We start from the raw sequence: 26,006 nt of genomic DNA, 5'->3' as shown, positions 1-26,006 counted from the left end.
ACGACGGGATCGCCGGTGGTCGAGATCGATCTCTCACTGTACTCAGACCAGGATCGACGGTAGGAATGTCATCATGCAATCCCCGAGAGTGATCCATCTCGTCGCCGATGACGTGTCCGCCCTCCTCACTCAGTCGGGAGGCGACCTGCCCGTCCTGCTGCACTGGGGTCCGCGGATCGACGCGAGCGACGACGACCTCGCCGGTTTCGCAACCACCCCCGTGAGAACGGGGATGGACGGCGGTTCGGACGTGCCCTACGAGCCCGGGATCCTCCCCGAGCACACCTTCGGCTGGGCCGGTCTGCCCGGTCTCCGGGTGCACCGCGAGGGCGCCGGCTGGTCGCCGCGGCTCACCGTGGACGCCGTCTCGGTGGACGGCGAGGCCCTCGCGGAGGGCGCCGTCGTGCAGCCCGGGAGCGCCGCCGTGACGGTCGAGGCGCAAGACGCGCAAACCGGAATCGGCGTCGTCGTGGAGATCGTTCTCTCGCCCGCGGGACTGCTCCGGACCCGCGTCTCCGTCCGCAACGACGGCACCGGGCACCTCGAGGTGATCGGCGTCGACCCCGCCCTGCGGATCCCGACCGAGGCCCGCGAGATCCTGGACTTCTCCGGCCGCTGGGGCACCGAGAAGATCCCGCAGCGCCACCCCGTCGTCACCGGCAGCCACTCGCGCTCCTCGCGGCGCGGCCGCACGGGCCTGGACGCGACGACGGTCGTCGCGATCGGCACCCCCGGCTTCGACGCGGCCGACGGCAAGGTCTGGCTCTGCCACGTCGGCATCGGCGGCAACCACGAGCACGCCGTCGAGCGCGGCGACGGCTGGCTCGCCTTCCGCGGCGGCGAGCTGCTCCTCCCCGGCGAGGTCCGCCTCGCGAGCGGCGAGAGCTACTCCTCCCCCTGGATCTCCGGCAGCTTCGGTGTCGGCCTCGACGCCGCCGCCGCCCGCTTCCACGCCTACCTCCGCGGAGTCTCACGCTCCTCCCGACGCCCGCGCCCGGTCACCCTCAACGTCTGGGAGGCGGTGTACTTCGAGCAGGACTTCGCGACCCTCGCTGAGCTGGCCGACCGCGCCGCCGCCCTGGGGGTCGAGCGCTACGTGCTCGACGACGGCTGGTTCCTCGGCCGCAGCGACGACCGCGCGGGCCTCGGCGACTGGACGCCCGACCCCGTCTCCTGGCCGGACGGCCTCCTCCCGCTGGCCGAGCACGTCCGCAGCCGGGGCATGGAGTTCGGCCTCTGGGTCGAGCCCGAGATGATCAACGAGGACTCCGACCTCGCCCGCGCGCACCCCGACTGGATCCTGCGCGCTCGCGAGGAGCTGCCGCCGCGCTTCCGCTTCCAGCAGGTGCTCGACCTGACGAACCCGGACGCGTTCGCGCACCTCCTCGGCGTGCTCGACGGGCTGGTCGCCGACCTCGGCGTCGCGTACCTGAAGTGGGACCACAACCGCGATCTGATCGACGCCGGCCACCCCGCCACCGGCACCGCCGCTGTGCACGAGCAGACGCTCGCGCTCTACCGGCTGATCGACGAGCTGCGCGAGCGGCACCCCGAGCTCGAGATCGAGAGCTGCGCCTCCGGCGGCGGCCGCGTCGACCTCGGGATCCTCGAGCGCACCGACCGCGTGCACACCTCCGACAACCAGGACCCGCTGGACCGCTCGCGGATGCTGCGCTGGACCGGGCTGCTCGTGCCGCCGGAGATGCTCGGCTCGCACGTCGCCTCGCCGGTCAACTCCGTCACCGGCCGCACCAGCGACCTGCACACCCGCTGCGCCATCGCCTTCCTCGGCCACTTCGGCATCGAGTGGGACCTCCGCGAGCTGGACGCGCAGGAGGAGCCCGTGCTGGCCGGCTGGATCGCGGCGTACCGCGAGCACCGCGGGCTCATCGCGTCCGGACGGGTCGTCGGGAGCGGCGACTCCGACCCCGATGCGCCGTCGCTGCGCGGCGTCGTCGCGACCGACGGCTCCGAGGCGCTCTACACGCTGGTCACGCCGGCGCTGACGGCGGACTCGCGCCGCCGCGTCCGCCTCCCGGGCCTGGACCCGCGGGCCCGGTACCGCGTCGAGGCCGCGCGCCCCGGCTCGCTCGGCCCGCCCTGGCAGAGCCCGCGCTGGCTGGAGGCGACCGTGCCGCTCGACTCCGACGCCCCGGCCCCCGCCTACTCGGGGAGCCTGCTGGGCGAGGCGGGCCTGGACCTGCCGACCTTCCACGCCGACCGCGCGATCGTCCTGCGGCTCGTCCGCGTCGACGCGTGAGCGCCGCCGCCCCGACCACTGCCGACTCGCCCGCCACCACCCTGGAGCACCCCGTGAACACCACCGTCACCGTCGACCTCGACCGGCCCGGCGCCACCATCAGCAAGCACGTCTACGGCCACTTCGCCGAGCACCTCGGCCGCTGCATCTACGACGGCTTCTGGGTCGGCGAGGACTCGCCCGTCCCGAACGCCGGCGGGATCCGCCTGGACGTCGTCGAGGCCCTGCGCGCCCTCGACATCCCCAACCTCCGCTGGCCGGGCGGCTGCTTCGCCGACCGCTACCACTGGACCAACGGCATCGGCCCGCGCGAGGAGCGCCCCGGCCTGATCAACACCCAGTGGGGCGGGGTCGCCGAGGACAACTCCTTCGGCACCCACGAGTTCATGGCGCTCTGCGAGCTGCTCGGCGCCGACGCCTACATCTCCGGCAACATCGGCTCCGGCACCGTGCAGGAGATGGCCGACTGGGTCGAGTACCTCACCGGCTCCGGGAAGTCGCCGATGGCGGACCTGCGCCGCTCGCACGGCCGCGAGGAGCCGTGGACCGTCCGCTACTGGGGCCTCGGCAACGAGACCTGGGGCTGCGGCGGCAACATGCGCGCCGGCGCCTACGCCGATCTCGCCCGCCAGTTCGGCACCTTCGTGCAGAGCGGCAACGACGTCCCGCTGCACCGCATCGCGGCCGGCGCCGACGGCGCGGACACGCACTGGACGCAGACGCTGATGGAGGTGATCCCCGAGATCGAGGGGCACCCCTTCTCCTCCGTGCCCTGGGAGTCGGTCTCGGTGCACTACTACACGATCGGCGGCAGCTGGCACGCGAAGGGCAGCGCCACCGACTTCGACGCGGACACCTACTGGAGCACGATCGTCGCCGCGCAGGGCATCGAGGAGCTGCTGCGCTCGCACGCCGCCGTGATGGACGTGCACGACCCCGAGAAGAAGTACGGGATGGTGCTCGACGAGTGGGGCACCTGGTGGGACGTCGAGCCGGGCACGCACCCGGGCTTCCTCTTCCAGCAGAACACCATCCGCGACGCGATGGTCGCCGGGCTGCACTTCGACGTCTTCCACGCCTTCGCCGACCGGCTCTCGATGGCGAACATCGCGCAGACCGTCAACGTGCTGCAGGCGATGCTGCTCACCGACCCCGACGGCGGCGAGATGGTGCGCACGCCCACGTACCACGTGTTCGAGATGAACAAGGGGCACCAGGACGCGACGGTACTGCCGACCACGGTCGCCGGGCCGACCCACGCGGTCGACGGGCGCGAGATCGCGCTCGCCTCCGCGTCCGCCTCGGTGAAGGACGGGCGCGTGCTGGTCTCGATGACCAACGTCGACCTCGACGAGCCGCTGGAGATCGAGCTGTCCTTCCGCGGCGGTGCCGTGACCGGAGCGACGGGGCGGCTCCTCACCGCCGACTCGCCCCAGGCGCACAACCGGCCGGGCGACGCCGACGCGGTCAGCCCGGTCGCGCTCGAGGGGCTGGAGGTCACGGCGACCGGGCTGCGGGTGACGCTGCCGCCGCACTCCTTCGCGACGGTGTCGCTGGAGCTGGCCGACGACGCGGCGGGCTCGCTCGTGGCAGGGTCGGAGGCATGATCGCGACACGCACCGAGGCCGCCCGCCGCCCGCCGATGGGCTGGAACAGCTGGGACTGCTTCGGCTCCTCCGTGACCGAGGACGAGGTGCTGGCCAACGCCGAGTACCTCGCCGAGCACCTGCTGCCGCACGGCTGGGACACGGTCGTCGTCGACATCCAGTGGTACGAGCCGGACCCCGGCACGAGCGACTACCAGGAGGTGTCGGAGCCGGTCCTGGACGACTGGGGCCGGCCGCAGCCCGCGGTGGGGCGCTTCCCCTCCGCGGCGACCGGAGGCTTCACCGCGCTGGCCGCGCGCGTGCACGCCCTCGGGCTGCGCTTCGGCGTGCACCTGATGCGCGGCGTGCCCCGCCGTGCCGCCGAGCTCGGGCTGCCGGTGCTCGGCTCCGACGCGACCTGCGCCGACATCGCCGACCGCGGGAACGTCTGCCCGTGGAACCCCGACGACTACGGCGTCGACATGACCGTGCCGGGCGCGCAGCAGTACTACGACTCGGTGATGGCGCAGCTGGCGTCCTGGGGCGTCGACTTCGTCAAGCTCGACGACGTGCTCTACCCGCCGATCCAGGCCGACGAGATCGCCGCGCTCTCCCGCGCGATCGACGCGACCGGCCGGCCGATGGTGCTGAGCCTCTCGCCGGGCAAGCAGCTCTCGCTGGAGAACCTGGACCTGCTCCGCGACACCGCGCAGATGTGGCGGATCTCGGACGACTTCTGGGACGACTGGGGGCACCTGCAGGAGCAGTTCCAGCGCGCCGCGCGCTGGGCGCCGCACCAGCGGCCGGGCGCGTGGGCCGATGCGGACATGCTGCCGCTGGGCCGGATCGGCGTGCGGGCGCACGTGGGCGAGGACCGCCTCTCGCGGTTCACCCCCGCCGAGCAGCGCACGCTCGTGACGCTCTGGTGCCTGCTGCGCTCGCCGCTGATGATGGGCGGGCACCTCCCCGACACCCCGCCCGAGACGCTGGCGCTGCTGACGAACGACGACGTCCTGGCCCTGCTGTCCAGCGAGGGCAGCCGCGAGATCGTCCGCGACGGCGACCTCGTCGTCTGGAGCGCCTGGCGCGGCGACGTCCAGTGGCGCGGCGTCTTCTGGCTCGGCGACGCCCCGCGCGAGTACTCCGCGCACCTCGCCGACCTCGGCTGCACCGGCACCCCCGTCGACGTCTGGACGGGCGAGCCCCTCCCCGTCGCCGACGGCGCGGTCGCCCTGACCCTGGAGCCCCACGGCGCCCACCTGCTCCGCTTCGCCTGACCCGCCGGGCGATCCATGCTGATCGAGTAGCGCCCGCAGGGCGCGTATCGAGATCCACCACCGCAAGCACGCCGGGTCTCGATACGCCGCTCCGCGGCTACTCGACCAGCAAAAGAGGAAGCCGCTGCGCGGCTGCTCGGCCTGCATGACGGGCCGCTGCACGGCCCCTCGACCGGCGCGCCGCCGCCAGTACGCAGAAGTTGCGGTAGTCGGGCGCGACTACCGCAACTTCTGAGTTCTGGGGGCGGGTCAGGACTCCGTGTCGGTGAGGGCGTCGAGGCGGGCGACGTCGTCGGCCGAGAGGGGGAAGTCGACCTGGGCGTTCTCGCGGATGCGCGCGGGGGTGGTCGACTTCGGCAGGGGCAGGACGTCCTTCTCGAGCAGGTAGCGGATGCAGAGCTGCGCGACGGAGACGCCGTTCGCCTTCGCGATGTCGGCGAGGTCCGAGTTCTCGAGCAGGCCGCCGGTCGCCAGCGGCGAGTAGCCCTCGACGAGGATGCCGTTGGTGCGGCAGTAGTCGGTCGTCTCGTCCTGGGTGTTGCCGACGAACCAGCGGATCTGGTTGGCGTGCGGCTTCACGTCGGTCGCCGCGATCAGCGACTCCAGGTCGTCGACGGAGAAGTTGGAGACGCCGATGGCGCGGGCGCGGCCGGAGTCGTAGATCTCCTCCATCGCCTTCCAGGCCGCGATGTTGCCGTCGCGGTGGTCCGAGCCCATGTCCGACCACGGCCACGGGGCGTGGATCAGGTACAGGTCGACGTGCTCGAGCTCGAGCGCCGCCATCGTCGTCTCGAAGCTGTCCTTCGCGCCGGCGTGGTCCTTGACCTCGGCGGGCAGCTTCGTGGTGATGAAGACCTCGTCGCGCGGGATCCCGCTGTCGCGCAGCGCCCGGCCGACGCTCGCCTCGTTGCCGTAGCCGCGGGCGGTGTCGATGTGGCGGTAGCCGGCCTCGAGCGCCGCGGTCACCGCGTCGTAGGCGTCGGCGCCGTCCTCGATCTGCCAGGTGCCGAAGCCGATCTTCGGGATCTCGACCCCGTTGGACAGGGTGAAGGTGTCGGTCAGTGCAGGCATGTCTCTCCTCGAGAAGTCCGGCCCCGCGCGCGTCCTCGCGCCGGGGGTGCTGCTGTTCACGGTAGGCGCGCGGGACGGCGGGCGCAGGCCCCTTGCGCCCCGCGTCCGGACTGCCCGCCCGCAATCCATGCTGATCGAGTAGCGCCCGCAGGGCGCGTATCGAGATCCGGCGTCACCGGGAGGGTGGGTCTCGATACGCCCCTTCGGGGCTACTCGACCAGCATGTGCGGCCGCCGCTCGGCGGCTGCTCGACCAGCATGTGCGGCCGCCGCTCGGCGGCTGCTCGACCAGCATGTGCGGCCGCCGCTCAGCGGCTGCTCGGCCAGCGGGCGGCGGGTCAGCCTCGGGTCACCGACCACGGGGTGCGGAGGGCGCGCTCGGCGAGCACGCGGCGCGCGCCCGTCAGGGTGACGTCGGCGGTCTGCGCGGCGTCGGAGGCCGACGGGCCGGCGATCAGGCGCAGCGGGCCCGGGTCCACACTGAGCGCGCCGTCCTCGCCGGTCGCCGCGAGCCGCGCCGCCTCGACGTGGAAGTGCACGGTCAGCGACTCCCCCGCGGCGATCGGCACGCGCGCGTAGCCGAGCAGCTGCGCGGCCGGCCGCACGACGGGCGAGGTCGGGTAGGCGGCGTACAGCTGCACGACCTCGACGGTGTCCTCGCCGCTGTTGCGGATGGTGACCGCGGCGTCGAGCGCCCCGTCCACCGCCAGCACCGCCGGCGCCGACAGCGCCTCGTACGCGATGGCGCCCCGCGTGAGCCCGAAGCCGAACGAGTGCAGCGGCGTGTTGTCGAGCGCCGTGATGCCGGGGTTGGAGAGCCCGAGCGACGGCTGCAGGTACGTCGTCGACGCCGAGGGCAGCCGCGGGATCTGCACGGGCAGACGCCCGGTCGGCGAGACCCGCCCCGAGAGCACGCCGGCGACCGCGGCCGCCCCGTCCGCTCCGGGGAAGAACGCCTGCACGACTCCGCGCGCCGCTCCGTACGCGCCGAGCGCGTAAGGCCGGCCCGAGAGCACGACCAGCACGGTCGGCACGCCGGTCGCGAGGACCGCCGAGACCAGCTCGTCCTGAGCGCCCGGCAGCCGCAGGTCGGCCGCGTCGCAGCCCTCGCCCGAGGTCCCGTCGCCGAACAGCCCGGCCACGTCGCCGACGACGACCACGGCCGCGTCGCTCGAGCGCGCCACGGCGACGGCCTCGGCGATCGAGGAGGTGTCCGCGGAGGTGATCGATCCGCCGGCCGCGAAGCGCACCCGCTCCTCGCCGAGCTCCGCGCGCAGGGCGGTGAGCACGGTCGGGATCTCGATCCCGAGGTCGTGCCCCGGGTGCTTCGAGAGCACGTGGTTCGGGAAGGCGTAGCAGCCGACCAGGCTGCGGAACTGGTCCGCCGCCGGACCCACCACGGCGACCGTGCCCGAGGCGAGCAGCCCACGCACGTCGTCGTCGCGCAGCAGCACGACCGACTCCTCCGCGATCCGGAGCGAGATCGCCCGGTTGCGCGCGCTGTCGAGGTCCACCGACTCGGCGCCCTCGGGCACCAGCGGCCCGCCGTCGAGCAGCCCGGCCTCGAACTTGTGGCGGAGGTGCCGCTCGACGGAGCGATCGAGGTCGCGCTCGTCGACGACCCCCTCGCGGATGAGCCGCGGCAGCTCGCCGTACGCCGCGGTCTGCGGCAGCTCGACGTCCACGCCGGCGCGGATCGCCAGCCGCCCCGCGTCGGCGGTGTCGACCGCGACGTGGTGCATCGCCTGGAGGAACGGCACGGCCCAGTAGTCGGCGACGACCGTCCCCTCGAAGCCCCACTTCTCCCGCAGGATCGTGGTGAGCAGGTGCCGGCTCGCGCTGCTGGGCACGCCGTCGATGTCGGTGTACGAGGTCATCACGCTGCGCGCGCCGCCGTGCCGCAGCGCGGCCTCGAACGGCGGCAGCACGGTGTCCGCGATCTCGCGCGGCCCCATGCTCACGGGAGCGTGGTTGCGGGCGCCGCGGGAGGCCGCGTAGCCGGCGAAGTGCTTGAGCGTCGCGATGATCCCGGCCGACTCGAGCCCGGCGACGTACGCGGTGCCGAGCTGCGAGACCAGGTACGGGTCCTCGCCGAGGGTCTCCTCGACGCGGCCCCAGCGGTAGTCCTTCACGACGTCGACCACGGGCGCGAGCCCCTGGTGGATGCCGAGGGCGCGCATGTCGGAGCCGATCGCCTCCGCCATCTCGCCGACGAGGTCCTCGTCGAAGGTGGCCGCCCAGGCGAGCGGCGTCGGGAACGCGGTCGCGCCGTACGCGGCGAGCCCGGTCAGGCACTCCTCGTGCGCGATGGCCGGGATGCCCAGGCGCTGCGAGCCGACGACCCGCTCCTGCAGCTCGCGGAGCCGGCGCACGCCCTCCGGCACCGAGACGGGCTCGGTGCCGAAGACGCGGGTGAGCTGGCCTAGGCCGCCGGCGAACGGATCGGCCGCGGTCTCGGGGCCGCCCTCGAGCTTCGGGGCGAAGTCGTCGGCGGAGTCGGTGAGCCAGACGGAGCCGAGCTGGGCCGCCTTCTCCTCGAGCGTGAGCTCGGCGGTGAGGAGGCGGGCCCGCTCGCTCGCGGAGAGGGAGCGGTCCCGCCAGTCGCGACCACCGCTCCGATCCCCGGTCTCGTCGGTGCGGTCGGAGGGGACGAGAGTGGTGGAGGCGTCGTGCATCAGCCCTTGAACGCTCCGTCCATGATCCCGGACACCATGCGGCGGCCGACGAAGAAGAACGCGATCAGCAGCGGCAGCGTGGCCATGAACGAGCCGCCCATCGCCAGGGCGACGTCGATCGAGCGGTTGGCCTGCAGCTGCTTCAGCGCGATCTGCACCGTGAACAGCTCCGGCGACTTCAGCACGATGAACGGCCACATGAAGTCGTTCCAGACCGCGGTGAACGTGATCAGCCCGAGCACGAACGCCGCCGGGCGGACCACCGGGAAGGCGATGCGCCAGAACAGCTGCCAGGAGTTGGCGCCGTCGATGCGGGCCGCCTGGATCAGCTCGTCGCTGACCGTGGTGGACATGTGCTGGCGCATCCAGAAGATGCCGAAGGCGCTGGCCAGACCCGGGACGATGATCGCCTGGAGGGTGTCGACCCAGTCGAGGGCCGAGACGATCAGGTACTGCGGGATGATGCTCAGCTGCGCCGGCACCGTCATGGTCAGCAGCACGATCAGGAACAGCACGTTGCGGCCCGGGAACTGCAGCTTCGCGAAGGCGAAGCCGGCCATCGCGCAGAGGATCGCGGAGAGGACCGCGATGCTCAGCGAGACGATCAGCGAGTTGAAGAGCGACGCGATGAACGGGACGGTGTCGAACACCTTCTCCGCGATGGCGAAGAAGTTCGTGCCCGGGTACAGGCGCGGCGGGATCGACGTGACGGCGGTCGCTCCGACCGACGCGATGACGAACATGTAGTAGAGGGGGAACACCGAGACGAGCACGGCGACGACGAGGAAGACGTACGTCGGCCAGCCGACCCCGCCGCCCTTGCCGCGGCGCTTCGGGAGCACCTTCGGGGTGTCGCCGGTGGCGACGGCCCGGGCCTGCGGGAGGGCCTGATCGATCACATCGGACATCAGACGGCCGCCTTCCGGGTGCGGGTGGACAGGTAGAAGTTGATCAGCGAGACGACCACGACGATCACGAACAGCACGACGCCGATCGCGGAGCCGTAGCCGAACTTGAACTGGCCGAAGCCCTGCTCGTAGAGGAACAGCGCGAGCGTCTGGCACTGCCGGCCGGCGCCGCAGGTGAGGCCCGATTCGGGAGACACCAGGAGCGCCTCCGTGAAGATCTGCAGACCGCCGATGGTCGACATGATCACGGTGAAGACGATGATCGGGCGCAGCGCCGGGATGGTGAGGTGGCGGAACTGCTGCCAGCTGGAGGCGCCGTCGACCGAGGCGGCTTCGAACATCTCGCGCGGGAGCGACTGGAGCCCCGCCAGGTAGAGGAGCGTGTTGTAGCCGAACCAGCGCCAGAAGACCATCGTCGAGATGACGATCCAGGAGCCGTAGTTGGTGGCCAGGAAGTTGATCGACGGCAGTCCGAAGATGCCGAGGAACCAGTTGATCAGGCCGAAGTTCTTGTCGAAGATCTGCGCGAAGACGATCGCGGTCGCCGCGACGGAGGTGATGTAGGGCACCAGCAGCGCCATGCGCCAGAAGTTCGCCCAGCGCAGCCGCGCGTGGTTGAGCAGGTGCGCCAGGAAGAGCGCGAAGAGCAGCTGCGGCACGGTCGAGATGATGAAGATGCCGAAGGTGTTGACCAGGGCGTTCCAGAACCGGCTGTCCGCGAAGAGCTGCTGGAAGTTCGCGAGTCCGACGAAGGTCTGCTCGCCGATCGGGTTCCAGTCGAAGAGCGAGACGTAGAACGTGAAGAGCAGCGGGAAGAGCCCGAACACGATGAAGATGAGGAAGAAGGGCGCGACGTACGCGTAGGGGGCGATCCGCTCCGAGAGGGAGTTGCGGATCTTCGCGGCCTTCTGGACCGGGACGCTGGGCTGCTTGCGCTGCCTGGGGGGACGTATGGCTGTCGCCGTTGACACGTGGGTTACCTCCGTCGAAGGGGCGGCCCGGCGCACGAGGCGCCGGGCCGCTCGGGTGGGTGGGGCGATCAGCCGCCGATGGCCTGCTTGGCCGTGTCGAGGGCCGTCGTCCACGCCTTGTCGGAGGTGACGTTGCCCGCCTCCAGCTCGACGAGGGTGTTCAGCAGGGCGCCGTTGATCGGCGTCGTGTCGGGACCGTTGTAGAAGGAGGGGAACTGCTCGACCGAGGTGGCCATGACCTCGCCGATCTTCGAGTCGCCGAAGAACGGGTCGGTGTAGTTGCGGACCTCGTCGCTCGCGACCGCCTCGGTGGCGGCGGGCAGGGTGCCCGAGGCCGCGAAGTGGTCGGTCTGGCCCTCGGCGGACATCATCGTCTCGATGTACTGCCAGGCGGCCTCGGGGTGCTCGGCGCGGGCCGGGATGGCGATGACGCTGCCGCCCCAGTTGCCGCCGACGCCGGGGACGCTCGTGACGCGCCAGTTGCCGGCGGTGTCGGGGGCGTCGGTCTTGATGCCGGCGAGGATCCACGACGGCGCGATGGTCACGGCGAAGGCGCCGTTGGCGCGGCCGGGAGCCCAGCCCGAGGACCAGGCGGCGATGCCGGCGCTGATGCCGGCGTCCTTGGTGTCCACGGCGACCTGGAACGCGTCCTTCACCTGCGGGTTGGTGTCGTAGACGAGCTCGCCGTCGGGCGAGTAGTACTTCTCGGAGACCTGGTTGACGGTCGAGAAGAAGACGCTGGTCTCGATGTTGTCGACGAACGGCTTGCCGGTGGCCTCGGTGTACTTCTCGCCCATGGCGATGAAGGACGGCCAGTCCTTCCACATCTCGGCGACCTCGGCCGGGTCGGTCGGCAGACCGGCGGCCTCGAAGAGGTCGGCGCGGTAGGCGAAGCCGAGTCCGCCGACGTCGGTGGGCACGCCCACGACGGAGCCGTCGTCGGCGGTCGCCGCGGAGGCGGCCCACGGGAGGTAGGCGGAGGCGACGTCGTCGCCGCCGAGGGTGCGCAGGTCGAGGAAGTTCGAGCTGTTGGCGACGAACTGGGGCAGGTCGTCGTTCTGGATCATGACCAGGTCGGGCACCTTGCCGCCGGCCAGCGCCGCGGTGAGGGCGGTGGCGGTCTCGGTGGTGCTGCCGACCTCGGAGAGCTTGATCTTCGCGTCGGGCATCTTGGCGAGGTACTCGTCGACGCTGTCCTTGGCGTTGATGCCGGTGAAGGACCAGAAGGTCGCCTCGGCGTTCGGGTCGTCGGACGCGCCGCCACCGCTTCCGGACGAGCATCCGGTGAGGGCGAGGGCCACGGCGGCGGCTGCTGCGGCCACGGCCGTCAGTCTTCTTTTCACGATTGTTCCTCTTCGTCGGGGATTCGCGGGGGGTCTCGCTGGAGGAGACCGGGAGCAAGAGAACGATCTCTTGGACGCCAAGGTAGCTGGCCTTTCCCCCTCGTGCAAGCGCGATCTCGGAGTCGTTACCGCAGCGTGAGATATCGATCTCCCCTAGTATCTGTAAGAAGTTTCGCAAATCGGACCGCCACGGCCCCGGGGGAGGCGTCCCCGTGGGACTCTGGAGATCGAGCATCCGGCGCCCCGGCCGGCTCCCCTCCTCGTTCAGAAGGATGCAGCCATGACCCGACCCACGCTTGTGGACGTCGCACGGGCCGCGGGCGTGTCCCGCGCCACCGCCGCCCGGGTTCTCGCGGGCGGCACGAACGTCGACGTCCGCATGTCGGCCGCCGTCGAGCACGCCGCGAAGCAGCTCGGCTACGAGGCCAACAGCGCCGCGCGGATGCTGCGCGGCGGCCGCTCCGGCGCGATCGCGCTGATCGTCGCCTTCAACGAGCTCGACAGCCTCACCGGCACGTTCTTCACCTCGGTCCTCAAGGGCGCCGCGAAGGGGCTCTACGCCGCCGAGGTGCAGCCGGTGCTGCTGCCCGCGGACCACGACGACGGCGACCGCATCCCCAGGTTCCTCCGCTCGCGCGCGGTCGACGGAGCGATCGTGATCCTGCAGCACGAGATCACGCACCTCGCGCAGGCGCTCGCCGACTCCCCCGTGCCGATCGCCTGGGTCGGCCGGCCACGGGTCGCGCTGGCCGAGGACGCCATCGTGATCGACTCCGACAACTACGGCGGCGGCCGGCTCGCCGCCCGCGCGCTCGCCGACTCCGGCCGGCGTCGGCTCGGCATCATCGCCGGCCCGCACGACATGGAGCCGGCCCGCGACCGCATCCGCGGCTGGCGCGACGAGCTGACCGAGCTGGGGCTGGACCACAGCCCGATCGTGCACGGCGAGTTCACCCTCGAGAGCGGCTCGGCCGCGATGGCAAGGCTGCTGCAGCGCCACCCCGACCTCGACGGCGTGTTCGCCTCCTCCGACCTGATGGCCAACGGCGCGATCCGCGTGCTGCAGGCCTCCGGCCGGCGCGTGCCCGCCGACATCTCGGTCGTGGGCTTCGACGACGTGGTCATCGCGACCACCTCGGACCCGACGCTGACCACGATCCGCCAGCCGCTCGAGGACATGGGGCGCGTCGCCGCCGAGACCGTGGTCGCCGTGGTGGCGGGCCGCGAGGTCGACCGGCAGCCGATCCTCGCGACGACGCTCGTGCAGCGGGAGTCGGCGTGAGCGTCGGGCCGGCACCGCACCGGCTGGTCGTCAGCACCGACGCCGCGAACGAGGCCGACGACCAGTTCGCGATCGTGCAGGCGCTGCTGAGCGCGACGCTCGACGTCCGGGCGCTCGTGGCGGCGCACTTCGGCCGGCCCGGGAGCCTGCGGGAGTCGCGCGCGGAGATCGATCGCGTGGTCGCCCTCGCCGGGGCCGACGTGCGGGTCGTCGACGGGGCGTCCGCGGCGCTGGTCGCCGGCGGCTCCGCGGAGTCCGTGGCGTCCGAGGGCTCGCGCGTGATCGTCGAGGAGGCGCTGCACGGCGAGGGCCGGCTCTGGATCGCCGTGCTCGGCCCGCTCACCGACGTCGCCGCGGCGCTGCTGGCGGAGCCGTCGATCGCCGAGCGCGACGTCGTCGTGGTCTGGGTGGGCGGCCCGCCCTACGAGGGCATCGCGGCCTACCACCCGGAGTTCAACCTGATCAACGACGTCGCCGCCGCGAACGCCGTGCTCGCCTCCGGAGTCGCCGTCTGGCAGATCCCGATGCCCGTCTACACGATGGTCGGCGTCGGCCACGCCGAGCTGCGCACGCGGCTGGGCGGCACGAGCCCACTGGGCGACTACCTCGTCGACCAGCTGATCGCCTTCAACGCCACCGTCCCCTACGGCCCGCTCGACTTCCGCTCCCTCGGCGACAGCCCCGCGATCGGCGCGGTGATGAACCCCGCCGGCGGCCGCTGGCGCTCCGTCCCCGCCCCGCGCTTCACCCCCGCCGGCGACCTCCAGCCCGACGTCGGCCCGCACCCGCTCCGCGTCTGCGAGGCCTTCGACACCCGCTGGCTCCTCGAGGACCTCTTCGCGAAGCTCCTCGAGTTCGGCCGCGCCGGCCGCTGACCGGCCCGCCCGCCGCCGCCGCCGCCGCCGTCATCGCCGTCATCGCCGTCATCGCTGTCATCGCTGTCATCGCTGTCTAAGACTTTCTACCGCTGTCTAACGTTTTTCTTAGATTCGGGTAGATTTCTGTAGATGGAGCCTGCCCTCAACCCCTACGCCCCGGGCTCCGGCCTGCAACCGCCGGCGCTCGTCGGGCGCGAGAGCGAGATCAACGCCTTCGACCTTCTCGTCGCACGCTCCCGAGCCGGTCGCCACAGTCGCGGTCTCGTCCTGCACGGACTCCGCGGCGTCGGCAAGACGGTTCTCCTCAATCGCTTCCGCTCTCAGGCCGAGCGGGCGGAGTGGCTGCTCGTGGACATCGAGGCGCAGTCCTCCGCGGCAGGGAAGGAAGCGGTCCGCCGGAAGCTCGGCCGCGAGATCTCGCTCGCGGCGAGGCGGCTCTACCGCGGTCGCGGAACGAGTGAGGCGGTGCGGCGAGCGCTGGGCACGATCCGTTCCTTCAGCGCTGAGCTCGGAGGCGTCGGCTTCGAGATCGCCGTCGAGCCCGCCGAGGGCCGCGCGGACTCCGGCCGCATCGACGTCGACCTCCTCGAACTCGTCGAGGATCTCGTGCCCGCTCTTCACGAGCGTCAGATCGCTTTCGGCGTCTTCATCGACGAGATGCAGGACCTCGACACCGATCTGATGGCGGCCATCGTCGCCGTCCAGCACCGGGCGGGGCAGCGGGAGTGGCCCTTCTACGTCACCGGCGCCGGGCTCCCCACCCTGCCGTCCACACTCAGCGCCGCCCGCTCCTACGCAGAGCGTCTCTTCAACTACCGCGAGATCGGGCCCCTCGACGACAGTGCCGCGCGCCAGGCGCTCATCGATCCCGCGCGCGTTCTGGGGGCCTCCTACGAGACGGACGCATCGGACCTCCTCGTCCGCTCCTCCCGCGGCTACCCGTACTTCCTCCAGACCTACGGCCAGGCGGCATGGGACCTCGCGATCGGTCGGACGATCACCCTCGACGACGCGCGCGAGGCCCTCCTCCGCGGCAACGAGGAGCTCGACATGGGCTTCTTCCCCGCACGGTGGGACCGGGCGACACCCGCAGAACGGAACTACCTCACCGCCATGTCCGCCGACCTCGGCGCCCCTTCCTCCACCGCGACCCTGGCCGACCGACTCGGGATGAAGACGCGGAATCTGAGCCCCGCACGGCAGTCGCTGATCGAGAAAGGGATCATCTACTCGCCGGATCGCGGGCTCGTGGCCTTCACCGTTCCCGTCATGGACGAGTTCGTCCGTCGCCGATCGGAGTAGAGGCGAGCCGACGTCGAGCCGTCCCCGAACGGTCGAGTCGGCTACGCGAACGGGTCGACGTCGCGCCAGGCGCGGCCGAGGCCGACCTCGCGGCGGAGGCGGAGGAGCGGGTCGGCCGCGGTGTAGACGCGGCCGCGCTTCTCGCCGCTCGTCGCGAGGAGACCCGCCTGCGCGAGCGTCGCCAGATCCCGCGTGGCGGTCTGGGGACTGATCGGCGTGCCCGCCTCCGCCAGGGAGGCGATGTACCGGCCGCGGCTGACGGTCGCACCGAAGAGCGCGTCGAACAGCGGATCCAGGGCCCGGTCGTCGATGCCCGCGACCCGCAGCAGCTCGCCGAGGGCGGTCGAGGCGTCGCTCGCGGCGGTGATGCGCGCGGCGCGCTCCCGAGCCTGGTTGAGGTGGGCGGTGAGGACGAAGCGGATCCAGGGGCGCACGCTCTCGGGCGTCGCCGAGTCCGGATCCCAGGTACCCCGGCCCACCTGCGCGAGGACGTCGTAGTAGGCCTGCGTGCGGCGGCCGAGGTACTCCTCGATCGAGAGGAAGACGGGCGAGACGTCGTCGTCCGCGGCGAGGACGAGGGACTGCAGCACGCGGGCCATGCGCCCGTTGCCGTCCTTGAAGGGGTGGACGAGCACGAAATTGAGATGCGCCATCGCCGCGTCGACGAGATGGTCGCCGGTCACGACGATCGTGTCCGCCAGCTCCTCCATCAGACCCGGGACGGCATCGGCGTCGGCTCCCTCGTGGACGATGTCCCCCGTGATCTCCCGCTGCACGAAGACGGGTCCCGTCCGATAGCGGCCCGGCCGCTTCGACAGGTCGTAGGACGTCACCATGTAGTGCAGGCTGCGGATCAGGGTGGGGTCGATCACGACGGGGTCCTGCGCGAGCTGGAGCACGTAGGTCATCGCCAGCTGGTACCCCGCGAGAGCACGCTCCGTCTCCTCGTCGACGTCGACAGGCCTCTCGCCCTGCGCGATCGCCGCCACGTCGTCGACGCTGGCATGGATGCCCTCGATGCTGTTCGACCCCTGCACGTTCCGCGCGAACGTCATCCGCCGGAGCGACGCCGTCCACCGGTTGCCCTGACGCACCTGGTACCTCAGCGAGTCGCTCAGCTCCAGAATCGCGGCGCGGACGTCGCTCTCCTCGCTGCTCAGGTCGGGGGCGACGTACATACGGCCCTCCCGAGTCAATGACTATTAATTAGCATCATAGCTCGGAAGGCATGCGGTCGCCGAGGGGCGATGAGAACGACTCCTGGCTGATGGTTCTGCGCGGGAAGGGCCGGCTAGGCGCGGGCCGCCTTGACGTACGCGACGAGGGCGTTCGCGTGCCCGTGGCCGAGACCGTGCTCGGTCTTCAGCCAGGAGACGACCTGCATGTGCGTCTCGGAGTCGAGCCGCTCGTCCACCAGGTCGAGCCACTCCTGGACCGGACGGCCGTAGGTGGTCTCGATGCTCGGGAAGTACGACGCCGGGCCCTTGGGCTTCGAGCCGTCGGCGGGGGGCTCCGGTGCGAGGACGCGCGAGGGGGTCATGCCGGTCACTGTAGCGGCGCCGGGTCGGCGGGTCTCGATACGCGGCTGCGCCGCTCCTCGACCAGCATGAATGGCCCGCCCCGCCCCACGGCAGCCCGCCGACCGCAGCATGCTGATCGAGTAGCGCCCGCAGGGCGCGTATCGAGATCCACCCCTCCAGGCACGACGGGTCACACCTGCAGCTGCTCACTCGCACCCTGAGCCGCTGACGCGACGCGGCGCGGCTGCGGCCCCTCGTTCCGCGTCACGCCCTTGCCGACCCCGATGGCTGGGGGGACGCTTGTGGCCATACACAGAAGGCCATGCCAATGAGGCCTGATCACCGGTCGGTCGTTCTTCGACGAGGAGGAGGAGACGGATGCAGAGGAGGGACGAGGAGCGATGAGGCCCCTGGGCGGCGAGGTGCGGAGGGAGCTGCGCGGCGCGGTCGCCTCCCGGCTCCTCCTCGTCGTCCTGCTCGCCGGCGCCGTCTTCGCGGTCTGGAGCGCGGTGACCGACGTCGGCAACGCACGGTCGACGGCGGCGCTGTTCGAGAGGACCGCCGCGGAGTACCGCTCGGCCGGGCACTCCGTCGAGGAGGCACTGGCGGAGCCCGTGAGCGTGACCACTCACGAGGACGGGCGGACGGAGATCGACAATCCTCTCCGCTACGACTTCGAGGCGGCGACGGCGGCCTCGGCGGCGCTGACGCCGCTCGGAGCGGTCGGCACGGGGCTGAGCCTCGCGGTGTTCCTCGTGACCCCGCTCCTCGGCTACGCGACGGGGCTCTTCGCGGCGACCACGGATCTCCGCGGCGGATCGATCATCGTGCGGTGGCCGCAGGTCCGCCGAGCGCGCACCTTCGTCGCGGCGAAAGCGGCGCTCCTCGTCGTGGCCGTCCTGGCCTTCGGCGCGGCGCTCGTGCTGACGGCGGCCGTCGCCGGGCTCGTCACCGCGCAGCTGAGGCCGTTCCCCGTCGACGGATCGTCGCCGCCGCCGTCCGCGGGCCCCGCGGCGATCGGCGCAGTGGCGGCCGCCTTCGCGCTGATCGGGGTCGCGTTCGCGGCGCTGGGCTTCCTCGTCGCGACGCTGACACGGGAGCGCGCGTTCTCGCTCACCGTCTTCGCCCTGGCCTACTACCTGCTGCCGATCCTGGGGCCGTGGGACCCGCGGAACCTCGTTCCGAGCGTCGCGGCGCCGTGGCTCGTCTTCCACGGCGGGTTCCAGCCGCGGGCCGTCGGCGACCTCGGCGTTCCGCTGAGCGCGCTCGCCCTCGGCGGCGGGGCCCTCCTGCTCCTCGTCGCGAGCGCGGCGGTGTGGTCGCTGCGCGACAAGACGCCGCGGGGCGTCTGAGCGGCTCCGGCGCTGCCGCCGTCGGGATCCACCCTGCTGGGGAAGCGGGGTCTCGATACGCGGCTCCGCCGCTACTCGACCACCATGAGGGGGGCGCCCCGCGGCGGCACACCGACCGAGGCGCGCTGAACGAGCAGCGCCCGCAGGGCGTCCGCAGCATGCTGATCGAGTAGCCCTCGAAGAGGGCCTATCGAGATCCACCCCGCTCGGGACCGGCCCGCGCACAACATCAGCCGAGAGCACCCGCCCTCCCTCGTCAGCGGAGGGACCCCCTTCTCAGCTGATGTTGTGCGCGGCACCGGCCGCAGCGCCTCATCCCGCCCAGGGCACGACCACGTCGATGATCCAGGTGACCCCGAAGCGGTCGGTCAGCTCGCCGTAGAGCGGCGAGAACACCGACGGCCCGAACGGGACGTGGACGACCGCCCCCTCCGACTCCGCGAGGGCCGTGCCCCAGCGCTCGATCGGGAGCGTCCGGATCCGCCGACGCGACACTCGATCCCAGAGCGGCGACCCATCGCGCGCCCGGCGGTGCCCGTCAGGGAAGTCAGAGCGTTTCAGGAGATCTGGATGAAACGCTCTGACACTCGAAACTTCACGCTTCTCGCGGCGGCGGAGCGGCGGCGACGCCGGCCGTCAGCGCTGCTGTTCGACCGAGCTCTCCCCCGGCGCGGGCTCGAGGTCGTCCGACGACGGTTCGGGAAGGACGTCGTCCGCCGGCGGCTCCGCGCGCAGGTACTGCGCCGAGATCGTGCGGTACGAGCGGGTGAGCATCGCGGCGCCGGCCGCGACCACCATGATCACCCCGCCGATCAGGAACACGAGCGCGATCCCCCGCCCGACCCCGTCGCCCAGCAGCCAGCCGTACGCCGCCCGCCCGTCCGCCGATTCCATGTACGGGATCAGCGCGAACTCCGCGATCGGCGCGATCAGGAACGCGGTGATCGGCGCCGCCGCCGACTCCAGCGCCGCCGCGAAGCCGAAGACCCGTCCCTGGGTCTCGAACGGGACCACCTTCTGCACGACCGTCTGCTCCGCCGCCTCGACCGCGGGGATCAGCGTCATGTAGACCCAGATGCCGCCGGCGTAGAGCCACCACCAGTCGCGGAGGGTGAAGACCGCGCCGATCACGCCCATCGCCATCACGAGCAGCAGCATCGTCCGGATCGGATTCCGGCCGAGCCCGAGCTTCGCCACCAGCAGCCCGCCGATGATGAAGCCGGTCGCGGTCACGCCGAGCACGACGCCCCACAGCTCCACCGGGAACAGCTCGAGTCCGTAGGGATCCATCAGCGCCAGGTACACGCCGCCGATCAGGTTGTTGAAGGTCGAGAAGACGATCAGCGCGAAGAGCCCGGTCGCCGCGCGCACCGCCGTGATGCTCCCCCGCAGATCGATCAGCGGGGCCCGCGAGCCGGCCGCCGCGGGGATCGCCTCGGCGATCCGCAGGAACAGCAGGTGCACGAGCGCCGCGGCGGACACGCCGATCGCGATCAGAAGCGTCCAGCCCATGCCGAGCAGGCCGATCGACAGCCCGCTGAACACGCTCGTCACCACGAAGGCGAGCCCCTGCACCGTGCCGACCAGGCCGTTCGCGTTCGCGTGGCGCTCCACCGGCACCATCAGCGTGACCGTCGTCGACAGGGCGATGTTCCGCATGTTCTCGATCACCGCGCCGAACAGGACCGTGCCGGAGAAGACCCAGAACCAGGGCCCGCCGAAGTCCAGCAGCGTCGCCTCCGGCAGCGCGAGGTAGAGGCCGCCGGCGACGCCGAACGACACCAGCGTCACCGCCCCGGCGAACACCATCACCCGGTGCTTCCGGTGCCGGTCCACGATCGTGCCGAACGCCATCGCGAAGACCGCGACGAGCAGCATGTACGCGCCGCCGATGATCCCGGTGGCGAGCACCGACCGCGTCTCGAGGTACACCCAGAAGGTCAGCGCGAACCAGAGGAAGCTCGTCGTCACGTTCGCGACCGCGGTGTTGACGAGGATCCAGCCGAAGGTGCGCAGGCTCGCCGCGCTCGGCTCCGCGGCGGGTGCGCCGGCGGCGTCGGGGACGGTCGAGGACATGGCTTCCCTCCGCTCGGCGACGGCCTGCCCGGAGTCGTCCCGGACCGCCGTCGCAGCCACTGTAGGCCCGAGCCGCCGACCGGTCGAGAGGCGACCGGGAGAGCAACGCGACCTCTCCGCGGACGCCGTCGCGTCACTCCGCTCGCGGCAGCGCCACCCTCATCCGGTAGAACCGGTCGGCCGTCCCCGCGAAGACCGCGAGCCGCTCGGCCGGCGAGAGCTGCGCCGTCAGCGCGTCGAACGCCGAGTACAGCTCGGTGAAGGAGCTGTAGAGCCCGTCCACGGGGAAGTTGCTGCCGAACATCGATCGGTCCGGCCCGAAGACCTCCAGGGTCTCGAGGACGAACGGCGCGATCGACTCCCGGGTCCAGGAGTGGTCATTGGTGCCGAGCGCCGAGATCTTGACGACGGTGTTCTCCTGCGCGGCGACCGCGGCCAGGCCCGCGCGCCACTCGGCGACCGACTCCGGATCCCGCCCGATCGGCATGCCCAGGTGATCGAGCACGATCGCCGTCCCCGGGAAGTCCGCGGCGAGCGCCGCCGCCTCCGCGAGCTGCGCGGGGAACACCTGCAGATCGAACGAGAGCCCCAGCCCCTGCAGCCGGCCGAAGTTCGCCCGCCAGACCGGATCGCCGAGGATGTCGCCCCGGTCCCGGTGGCTGAAGACCGGGTCCGGATGCCAGTTCAGGATGTCGCGGACACCGCGCGTGACCGCGAACGCGGCGTGCTCCTCGAGCAGCCGCGGCGCCTCCGGATCGAGCAGCGACACGTGCGCGACGTGCACGGTCGGCACCGCGCTCTCCCGCGCGAGCGCGTCGATCCACGCGGTCTCGGCGAGCGCGTCCGCGGCTCCGTTCTCGACGTGCACCGAAGCGAGCAGCGTCACGTCGCGGGCGTCCGCGCGGTAGTCGTCGACGCTGTAGGAGCGGCGGAGCGGGCGGTCGTCGCCGTGGTAGCGGAACGGCTCGGCGGGTCCCTCCAGCCACGGGTACGAGCGACGGAGGTCGGTGAGGTGGTGGTGCGCGTCGATGACGACGAGGTCAGGCATGCGGCTCCTCCGGTCGGCGGGCGAGCCCGGCGAGCGTGCGGTGCACGCCGGTGTGGTCGAGGTCGCCGTCGCCCTCGGCGATCATCCTCTCGAACAGCGCGGTCACCGCGGCGGTGGTCGGCAGCACGACGCCCTCCGCGGCGGCGGACTCGGCGATGAAGCACAGGTCCTTGAGCTGGTTGCGGGCGCTGCCGCCCTCGGCGAAGTCCTCGTCGAGCCACTTGCGGCTCTTCTGCTCCAGGACCTCGGTGCGCGCCAGTCCACCCTGCAGGAGCTCGACGACCGTGGCGGGGTCGAGACCAGCACTCCGGGCGAGCAGCAGAGCCTCCGACACCACGGCGACGGTGCCGGCGACGACGATCTGGTTGCAGAGCTTGGCGGTGGCGCCCGCTCCGCTCGGTCCGAGGTGGCGGACCGTGCGCCCGAGCCGCTCGAAGACGGGGAGCACGCGGGCCACCGGCTCGTCGGCGCCGCCGACCATGATGCTGAGCGTCGCGTCGCGGGCGCCGACCGTTCCGCCGCTGAGCGGGGCGTCGACCACCTGCACGCCGTGCTCCGCGGCGAGGCGGCGGGCGAGAGCCGCGACCGCGATCGGCGAGACGGTGCCGTGCACGACGAGCACCGGAGCGGCGATCCCCGCCGCGCGCCAGCCCGCGAGCAGGCCGTCCTCGCCCTCGAGCAGCCATTCCACCTGCACCAGATCGGGCAGCACCGTCAGCACGACGTCGCCGGCCGCCGCCGCAGGGGTCGGCGCGACCACGGCGCCGAGCTCCGCGAAGGGCACGGCCCGCGACGCCGTCCGGTTCCACACCGTGAGCGCCCCGCCCGCGAGCAGGTTCCGCGCCATGGGCGCGCCCATCGGTCCGAGGCCGAGCAGCGAGAGCTTCACGCGCCGGACCCCGCGGGCGCCACGTCGGCGAGCTCCTGCGGCGCGACGTCGTCGAGCAGCACCCGCGCCTCGAAGCCGAGCAGCTCGCGGGAGCGGGTCAGATCGAGCCCGACCGCGCGCCCCCCGAGCCGCCCGCGCGGGACGTCCGGGGCGATCGCGTCGAGCGCGTCCGCGGTGCTCCCGCGCAGATAGGTGAGCGGAGCGGCCACCAGGATCCCCGGCGCCGGCGGCGTCTCGTGCAGAAGCGCCGCGAGCACGGCCCGCGCCGAGTCCGCGGCGTCGAGATAGCTCCAGCCCTCCGCCGCCTGCCGTCGCGGGTCGGCCGCCAGCACCGCCCGCAGGTGCGCGCCGAACACGCGGCCGCCGTCCACGGTGATGTCGCGGACCAGCGGGTAGCGCAGCCCGGTGAGGCTCAGCCCCCAGGTCGCGTGCGCCATCCGCGCCGCGTCCTCGGTCGCGAGCTTCGACAGCGAGTACTCGTCCGAGATCCGCGGCACCGCATCCTCGGAGTAGGGGAAGACCGGCGGCAGCACCTGCTCGGCGCCGAGCGGGTAGCCGTTGGCGTTGATGCTCGAGGCGTAGACGACCTTCGCGACACCGGCCGCGGCGGCGGCGGCGAACACCGCGAAGCTGCCCACCGCGTTCACCCGGTAGGTCTCGACCGCGTCCGCCATGCCCAGCCCGGCGTAGCCGCCGAGGTGCACCACCGCGTCCTGCCCGGCGACCGCCTCCGCCAGCACGGCCGGGTCGGTCACGTCGCCGACGATCGAGCGGACGTCCGCGTCCGACGCGACCCGGTCCAGGACGGTGACCACCGTCCCCTCCGCCAGCAGTGCCGCGACCGTGGGCCGGCCGATCAGCCCGCAGCCGCCCGTCACCAGGACGCGGGCCCCGTCGAGCGTGGTCAGCCGCGCCGTCGCGCTCCGCCTCGCCGTCACGCGCGCACCGACGGCGTCGACTCGGTGGGCGGCGCCGCGACGTCCTCGCGCTGCTTCTTCCTTCCCCGCGAGAGCATCGGCCAGCCCTTGCTGCCCTGGTCGAGGGTGACCGCGATGAGGACGACGAGTCCGGTCACGATCTGCTCGTAGAAGCTCGGCACGTTCAGCAGCACCAGACCGTTGGTGAGAGCGCCGAGGATCAGCGCACCGACCAGGGTGCCCGCGATGCGGCCCTCGCCGCCCATCAGGTTCGCGCCGCCGATCACCGCGGCCGCGATCGCGGTCAACTGGTACGGGCTGCCCGCGTCCGGCTGCGCCGCGTTGATCCGGGCGACGATCACGAGGCCGGCCAGCGCCGAGAGACCGCCGGAGATGCAGTACACCGCGATCTTCACCCGGTGCACCCGCACGCCGGAGAGCCAGGCGGTCTCCTCGCTGCCGCCGACCGCGATCACGTTCTGGCCGAAGACCGTCTTGCGCAGCAGCAGCCAGGCCGCGATGCCGACGACCGCCACGATCAGCACGACGACGGGCACGCCGCCGACGTAGCTGTTCAGCAGCAGGATGAACTCCTTCGGCACGTCGTAGACCGGCTTGCCGTTCGTGGCGACGTACGCGCCACCCTGGAAGACGCTCATCGTGCCGAGCGTCGCGATGAACGGCGGCAGGTTCAGCTTGGTGACCAGCAGCCCGTTGATCCCGCCGCAGACGAGACCGAGGACGATGCCCGCGGCCAGTCCGAGCAGCGGCGGCACCCCGCCGTTGACCAGCAGCGACGCGCTGACGATGCCGACGAAGCTCGCCATCGCACCGACCGCGAGGTCGATGCCGCCGGTGATGATGACGAAGGTCAGGCCGATGCCGATGATCGCGTTCACGCTCGCCGACACCGCGACGTCGCGGAGGTTGCCGAGGGTGAGGAAGTTGGGGTTCAGGACGCCGAGGACGACGAAGAGGACGACCGCGGCGAGGTAGATGCCGAAGGCCTGCAGGTTGAAGGAGCGGCGGGGCGGCGTGGCGACGCCCCCGGTCTCGGGGGAGGTCATGAGATTCCTTTCGCGACGCCCATGGCGTTGGTGACGATGCTGTGCTCGGTGATGTCGTCGCCGATGTGCTCGGAGACGAAGCGGCCCGCCCTCATGACGAGGACCCGGTCGCTGAGGGAGATGATCTCGGGCAGGTCGCTCGAGACGACGATCACGGCGTGCCCCTCGGAGGCGAGCTGGTCGATGAGCTCGTAGATCTCGACCTTGCCGCCGACGTCGACGCCCTTGGTCGGCTCGTCGAAGAGGAAGACGCTCGCGCCGAGCCAGATCCACTTCGCGATCACGATCTTCTGCTGGTTGCCGCCGGAGAACTGGCGGGCGTTCAGCCGGACGTCGGCCGGGCGCAGCGACATCCGCCGGCCCATCTCCTCCGCCGTCGCGATCTGCCGCTTCGTGCTGATGAACGGACCGAAGCCGTTCAGCTGCCGGTCGGAGGTCAGCGCGACGTTCGCGTAGGCCGGGGTCTGCAGCACGAGTCCCTGGTGCTTGCGGTCCTCCGGGATGAAGGCGATCCCCGCGTCGCGGCTGTCGCGCGGCGAGCGGACCTTGAGCGTGCGGCCGGCCAGCCGGACCGTCCCCTCGGTGCCCTCGTCGGCGCGGATCAGCGCGCGGAGGAACTCGGTGCGCCCCGAGCCGACCAGGCCCGCGATGCCGACGACCTCGCCGCGCCGCACCTGGATCGACTCCGGCCCGACGCCGCTGGGATGCGTCACGCCCGTGGCCTCGAAGTGCACCTCGGCGTCCGCGGCGACCGGGTGCCGCCGCTCGAACGAGAGCAGCTCGCGCCCGACCATCCGCCGGACGATGTCCTCGGAGGACGTCTCGGCGATCGGCGCGTCGTAGGCAGGCCGCCCGTCGCGGAGGACGACGACCGTGTCCGAGACGCTCATCACCTCCGGCATCTTGTGCGAGACGTAGATCACGCCGACGCCCCGCCCGTGGGCGATCTCGCGCACCCGGGTCAGCACGCCCTCGACGTTGTGCTCGAGCATGCTGGTCGTCGGCTCGTCCAGAGCGACGATCTTGGCCCCGAAGGCGAAGGCCCGCGCGATGGTGAGCGCGTGCCGCTGCGCCGGGCTGAGCCGGCCGACCGGCGTCCGCCCGTCCATCGGGAAGCCCATCCGGTGGACGTCCTGGAGGGCCTGGTCGATGTCGCCCTGGGCGGACGCGCGCTGCGTGCGCGTCCGCCCGAGCAGCAGGTTCTGGGTCACCGTGAGCTGGGGCACGATGGCCGGCTCCTGGTGCGCGATCCGCACCCCCTCCGCGAGAGCCTGGCGCGAGGTGTACTCCATCCGCCGCACGCCGTCGATGGTGATCGAGCCGCGGTCGGGGCGGAGGGCGCCGCCGAGGATGTTGAGCAGGGTGCTCTTCCCCGCGCCGTTCTCGCCCGCGAGCGTGCGGATCTCCCCGCGTTCGAGGGTGAAGCTCACGCCGTCCAGGGCGCGGACGCCGGGGAACGACTTCGCGATGCCGCGGACCTCGAGCAGATGCTCGGCCATGTTCCGTCTTCTTTCCTGATCGAGAGGGGCCTTGCCGAGAGTGTGCTCCGCCGGAGGGGTCCCGGCGGAGCGCGGGGTCAGCCGCG

21 protein-coding genes are annotated in these 26,006 nt (G+C 72.0%); 7 read left to right on the top strand and 14 right to left on the bottom strand.

Annotation, left to right across the window (positions count from 1 at the left end):
- The first annotated feature begins 73 nt into the window (after window positions 1–73).
- From EDF36_RS08335 to EDF36_RS08325, 3 genes are read left to right on the top strand one after another with little or no spacing between them, the layout of a single operon-like run.
- Window positions 74–2,260, top strand: a complete 2,187-nt coding sequence (locus tag EDF36_RS08335; protein ID WP_123732639.1) for an alpha-galactosidase — start codon at window positions 74–76, stop codon at window positions 2,258–2,260.
- Window positions 2,257–3,867: an alpha-N-arabinofuranosidase gene (locus EDF36_RS08330; protein WP_397459893.1), complete on the top strand. Its 1,611-nt coding sequence runs from the start codon at window positions 2,257–2,259 to the stop codon at window positions 3,865–3,867. The genes EDF36_RS08335 and EDF36_RS08330 overlap by 4 nt, the downstream gene beginning before the upstream one ends.
- On the top strand, window positions 3,864–5,123 hold the full coding sequence (locus EDF36_RS08325; RefSeq protein WP_260300630.1) for an alpha-galactosidase: 1,260 nt from the start codon (window positions 3,864–3,866) through the stop codon (window positions 5,121–5,123). The genes EDF36_RS08330 and EDF36_RS08325 overlap by 4 nt, the downstream gene beginning before the upstream one ends.
- Before the next feature lie 249 nt (window positions 5,124–5,372).
- Here EDF36_RS08325 and EDF36_RS08320 read toward each other — a convergent pair whose 3' ends face one another.
- The 5 genes from EDF36_RS08320 to EDF36_RS08300 form a co-directional block, all read right to left on the bottom strand.
- On the bottom strand, window positions 5,373–6,194 hold the full coding sequence (locus tag EDF36_RS08320) for an aldo/keto reductase (RefSeq protein WP_123732638.1): 822 nt from the start codon (window positions 6,192–6,194) through the stop codon (window positions 5,373–5,375).
- A 337-nt stretch (window positions 6,195–6,531) separates the two neighbouring features.
- Window positions 6,532–8,868, bottom strand: coding sequence for a glycoside hydrolase family 3 N-terminal domain-containing protein (locus tag EDF36_RS08315; protein WP_123732637.1), 2,337 nt, complete (start codon window positions 8,866–8,868; stop codon window positions 6,532–6,534).
- Entirely contained in the window at window positions 8,868–9,776 is a 909-nt protein-coding gene (locus tag EDF36_RS08310; RefSeq protein ID WP_123706487.1) for a carbohydrate ABC transporter permease, read from the bottom strand. Before EDF36_RS08310 ends, EDF36_RS08315 begins: the two co-directional genes overlap by 1 nt.
- The gene (locus EDF36_RS08305; protein WP_221180979.1) at window positions 9,776–10,747 is read right to left on the bottom strand and encodes a carbohydrate ABC transporter permease; all 972 of its coding nucleotides are present in this window, start codon (window positions 10,745–10,747) and stop codon (window positions 9,776–9,778) included. The genes EDF36_RS08310 and EDF36_RS08305 overlap by 1 nt, the downstream gene beginning before the upstream one ends.
- Before the next feature lie 68 nt (window positions 10,748–10,815).
- The gene (locus EDF36_RS08300; RefSeq protein ID WP_123732635.1) at window positions 10,816–12,069 is read right to left on the bottom strand and encodes an extracellular solute-binding protein; all 1,254 of its coding nucleotides are present in this window, start codon (window positions 12,067–12,069) and stop codon (window positions 10,816–10,818) included.
- Window positions 12,070–12,370: 301 nt separating this feature from the next.
- On the opposite strand from EDF36_RS08300, the gene EDF36_RS08295 reads away from it, so the two are divergent.
- From EDF36_RS08295 to EDF36_RS08285, 3 genes are all read left to right on the top strand, one after another.
- Window positions 12,371–13,372, top strand: coding sequence for a LacI family DNA-binding transcriptional regulator (locus tag EDF36_RS08295; RefSeq protein WP_123732634.1), 1,002 nt, complete (start codon window positions 12,371–12,373; stop codon window positions 13,370–13,372).
- Window positions 13,369–14,247, top strand: coding sequence for a nucleoside hydrolase (locus EDF36_RS08290; RefSeq protein WP_123732633.1), 879 nt, complete (start codon window positions 13,369–13,371; stop codon window positions 14,245–14,247). The genes EDF36_RS08295 and EDF36_RS08290 overlap by 4 nt, the downstream gene beginning before the upstream one ends.
- Before the next feature lie 132 nt (window positions 14,248–14,379).
- Window positions 14,380–15,552, top strand: a complete 1,173-nt coding sequence (locus EDF36_RS08285; RefSeq protein ID WP_123732632.1) for an ATP-binding protein — start codon at window positions 14,380–14,382, stop codon at window positions 15,550–15,552.
- Between the two features lie 41 nt (window positions 15,553–15,593).
- Here EDF36_RS08285 and EDF36_RS08280 read toward each other — a convergent pair whose 3' ends face one another.
- Complete coding sequence (locus EDF36_RS08280; RefSeq protein ID WP_123732631.1) at window positions 15,594–16,730, bottom strand: Fic family protein; 1,137 nt, start codon at window positions 16,728–16,730, stop codon at window positions 15,594–15,596.
- A gap of 113 nt (window positions 16,731–16,843) precedes the next feature.
- Complete coding sequence (locus EDF36_RS08275) at window positions 16,844–17,092, bottom strand: DUF4287 domain-containing protein (protein ID WP_123706483.1); 249 nt, start codon at window positions 17,090–17,092, stop codon at window positions 16,844–16,846.
- A 381-nt stretch (window positions 17,093–17,473) separates the two neighbouring features.
- On the opposite strand from EDF36_RS08275, the gene EDF36_RS08270 reads away from it, so the two are divergent.
- Window positions 17,474–18,424, top strand: a complete 951-nt coding sequence (locus tag EDF36_RS08270; protein WP_123732630.1) for a hypothetical protein — start codon at window positions 17,474–17,476, stop codon at window positions 18,422–18,424.
- A 312-nt stretch (window positions 18,425–18,736) separates the two neighbouring features.
- On the opposite strand, the gene EDF36_RS08265 is transcribed toward EDF36_RS08270, so the two are convergent.
- From EDF36_RS08265 to EDF36_RS08235, 7 genes are all read right to left on the bottom strand, one after another.
- Entirely contained in the window at window positions 18,737–18,919 is a 183-nt protein-coding gene (locus EDF36_RS08265; RefSeq protein ID WP_123732629.1) for a hypothetical protein, read from the bottom strand.
- 141 nt (window positions 18,920–19,060) lie between these two features.
- On the bottom strand, window positions 19,061–20,500 hold the full coding sequence (locus EDF36_RS08260; RefSeq protein WP_123732628.1) for an MFS transporter: 1,440 nt from the start codon (window positions 20,498–20,500) through the stop codon (window positions 19,061–19,063).
- A gap of 133 nt (window positions 20,501–20,633) precedes the next feature.
- Complete coding sequence (locus EDF36_RS08255) at window positions 20,634–21,548, bottom strand: amidohydrolase (protein ID WP_123732627.1); 915 nt, start codon at window positions 21,546–21,548, stop codon at window positions 20,634–20,636.
- Complete coding sequence (locus EDF36_RS08250) at window positions 21,541–22,437, bottom strand: NAD(P)-dependent oxidoreductase (RefSeq protein ID WP_260300627.1); 897 nt, start codon at window positions 22,435–22,437, stop codon at window positions 21,541–21,543. The genes EDF36_RS08255 and EDF36_RS08250 overlap by 8 nt, the downstream gene beginning before the upstream one ends.
- Complete coding sequence (locus EDF36_RS08245) at window positions 22,434–23,375, bottom strand: NAD(P)-dependent oxidoreductase (RefSeq protein WP_185020412.1); 942 nt, start codon at window positions 23,373–23,375, stop codon at window positions 22,434–22,436. The genes EDF36_RS08250 and EDF36_RS08245 overlap by 4 nt, the downstream gene beginning before the upstream one ends.
- Complete coding sequence (locus EDF36_RS08240) at window positions 23,372–24,421, bottom strand: ABC transporter permease (protein WP_123446898.1); 1,050 nt, start codon at window positions 24,419–24,421, stop codon at window positions 23,372–23,374. The genes EDF36_RS08245 and EDF36_RS08240 overlap by 4 nt, the downstream gene beginning before the upstream one ends.
- On the bottom strand, window positions 24,418–25,920 hold the full coding sequence (locus tag EDF36_RS08235) for a sugar ABC transporter ATP-binding protein (protein ID WP_123706478.1): 1,503 nt from the start codon (window positions 25,918–25,920) through the stop codon (window positions 24,418–24,420). Before EDF36_RS08235 ends, EDF36_RS08240 begins: the two co-directional genes overlap by 4 nt.
- Window positions 25,921–26,006 lie beyond the last annotated feature (86 nt).

Origin of the sequence: Rathayibacter sp. PhB152 (assembly GCF_003751395.1) — a bacterium.
GTDB lineage: Bacteria > Actinomycetota > Actinomycetes > Actinomycetales > Microbacteriaceae > Rathayibacter > Rathayibacter festucae.
Note: the sequence above shows the minus strand (reverse complement) of the source record. Positions and strands in the feature narration are given on the sequence as shown.

Bases quoted from the DNA above. Each gene is read 5' to 3' on its own strand.
- EDF36_RS08235 (WP_123706478.1), bottom strand. From the start codon at position 25,920: ATGGCCGAGCATCTGCTCGAGGTCCGCGGCATCGCGAAGTCGTTCCCC.
- EDF36_RS08310 (WP_123706487.1), bottom strand. From the start codon at position 9,776: ATGTCCGATGTGATCGATCAGGCCCTCCCGCAGGCCCGGGCCGTCGCC.
- EDF36_RS08240 (WP_123446898.1), bottom strand. From the start codon at position 24,421: ATGACCTCCCCCGAGACCGGGGGCGTCGCCACGCCGCCCCGCCGCTCC.
- EDF36_RS08335 (WP_123732639.1), top strand. From the start codon at position 74: ATGCAATCCCCGAGAGTGATCCATCTCGTCGCCGATGACGTGTCCGCC.
- EDF36_RS08275 (WP_123706483.1), bottom strand. From the start codon at position 17,092: ATGACCCCCTCGCGCGTCCTCGCACCGGAGCCCCCCGCCGACGGCTCG.
- EDF36_RS08285 (WP_123732632.1), top strand. From the start codon at position 14,380: ATGGAGCCTGCCCTCAACCCCTACGCCCCGGGCTCCGGCCTGCAACCG.
- EDF36_RS08280 (WP_123732631.1), bottom strand. From the start codon at position 16,730: ATGTACGTCGCCCCCGACCTGAGCAGCGAGGAGAGCGACGTCCGCGCC.
- EDF36_RS08255 (WP_123732627.1), bottom strand. From the start codon at position 21,548: ATGCCTGACCTCGTCGTCATCGACGCGCACCACCACCTCACCGACCTC.
- EDF36_RS08295 (WP_123732634.1), top strand. From the start codon at position 12,371: ATGACCCGACCCACGCTTGTGGACGTCGCACGGGCCGCGGGCGTGTCC.
- EDF36_RS08315 (WP_123732637.1), bottom strand. From the start codon at position 8,868: ATGCACGACGCCTCCACCACTCTCGTCCCCTCCGACCGCACCGACGAG.
- EDF36_RS08260 (WP_123732628.1), bottom strand. From the start codon at position 20,500: ATGTCCTCGACCGTCCCCGACGCCGCCGGCGCACCCGCCGCGGAGCCG.
- EDF36_RS08320 (WP_123732638.1), bottom strand. From the start codon at position 6,194: ATGCCTGCACTGACCGACACCTTCACCCTGTCCAACGGGGTCGAGATC.
- EDF36_RS08325 (WP_260300630.1), top strand. From the start codon at position 3,864: ATGATCGCGACACGCACCGAGGCCGCCCGCCGCCCGCCGATGGGCTGG.
- EDF36_RS08270 (WP_123732630.1), top strand. From the start codon at position 17,474: ATGAGGCCCCTGGGCGGCGAGGTGCGGAGGGAGCTGCGCGGCGCGGTC.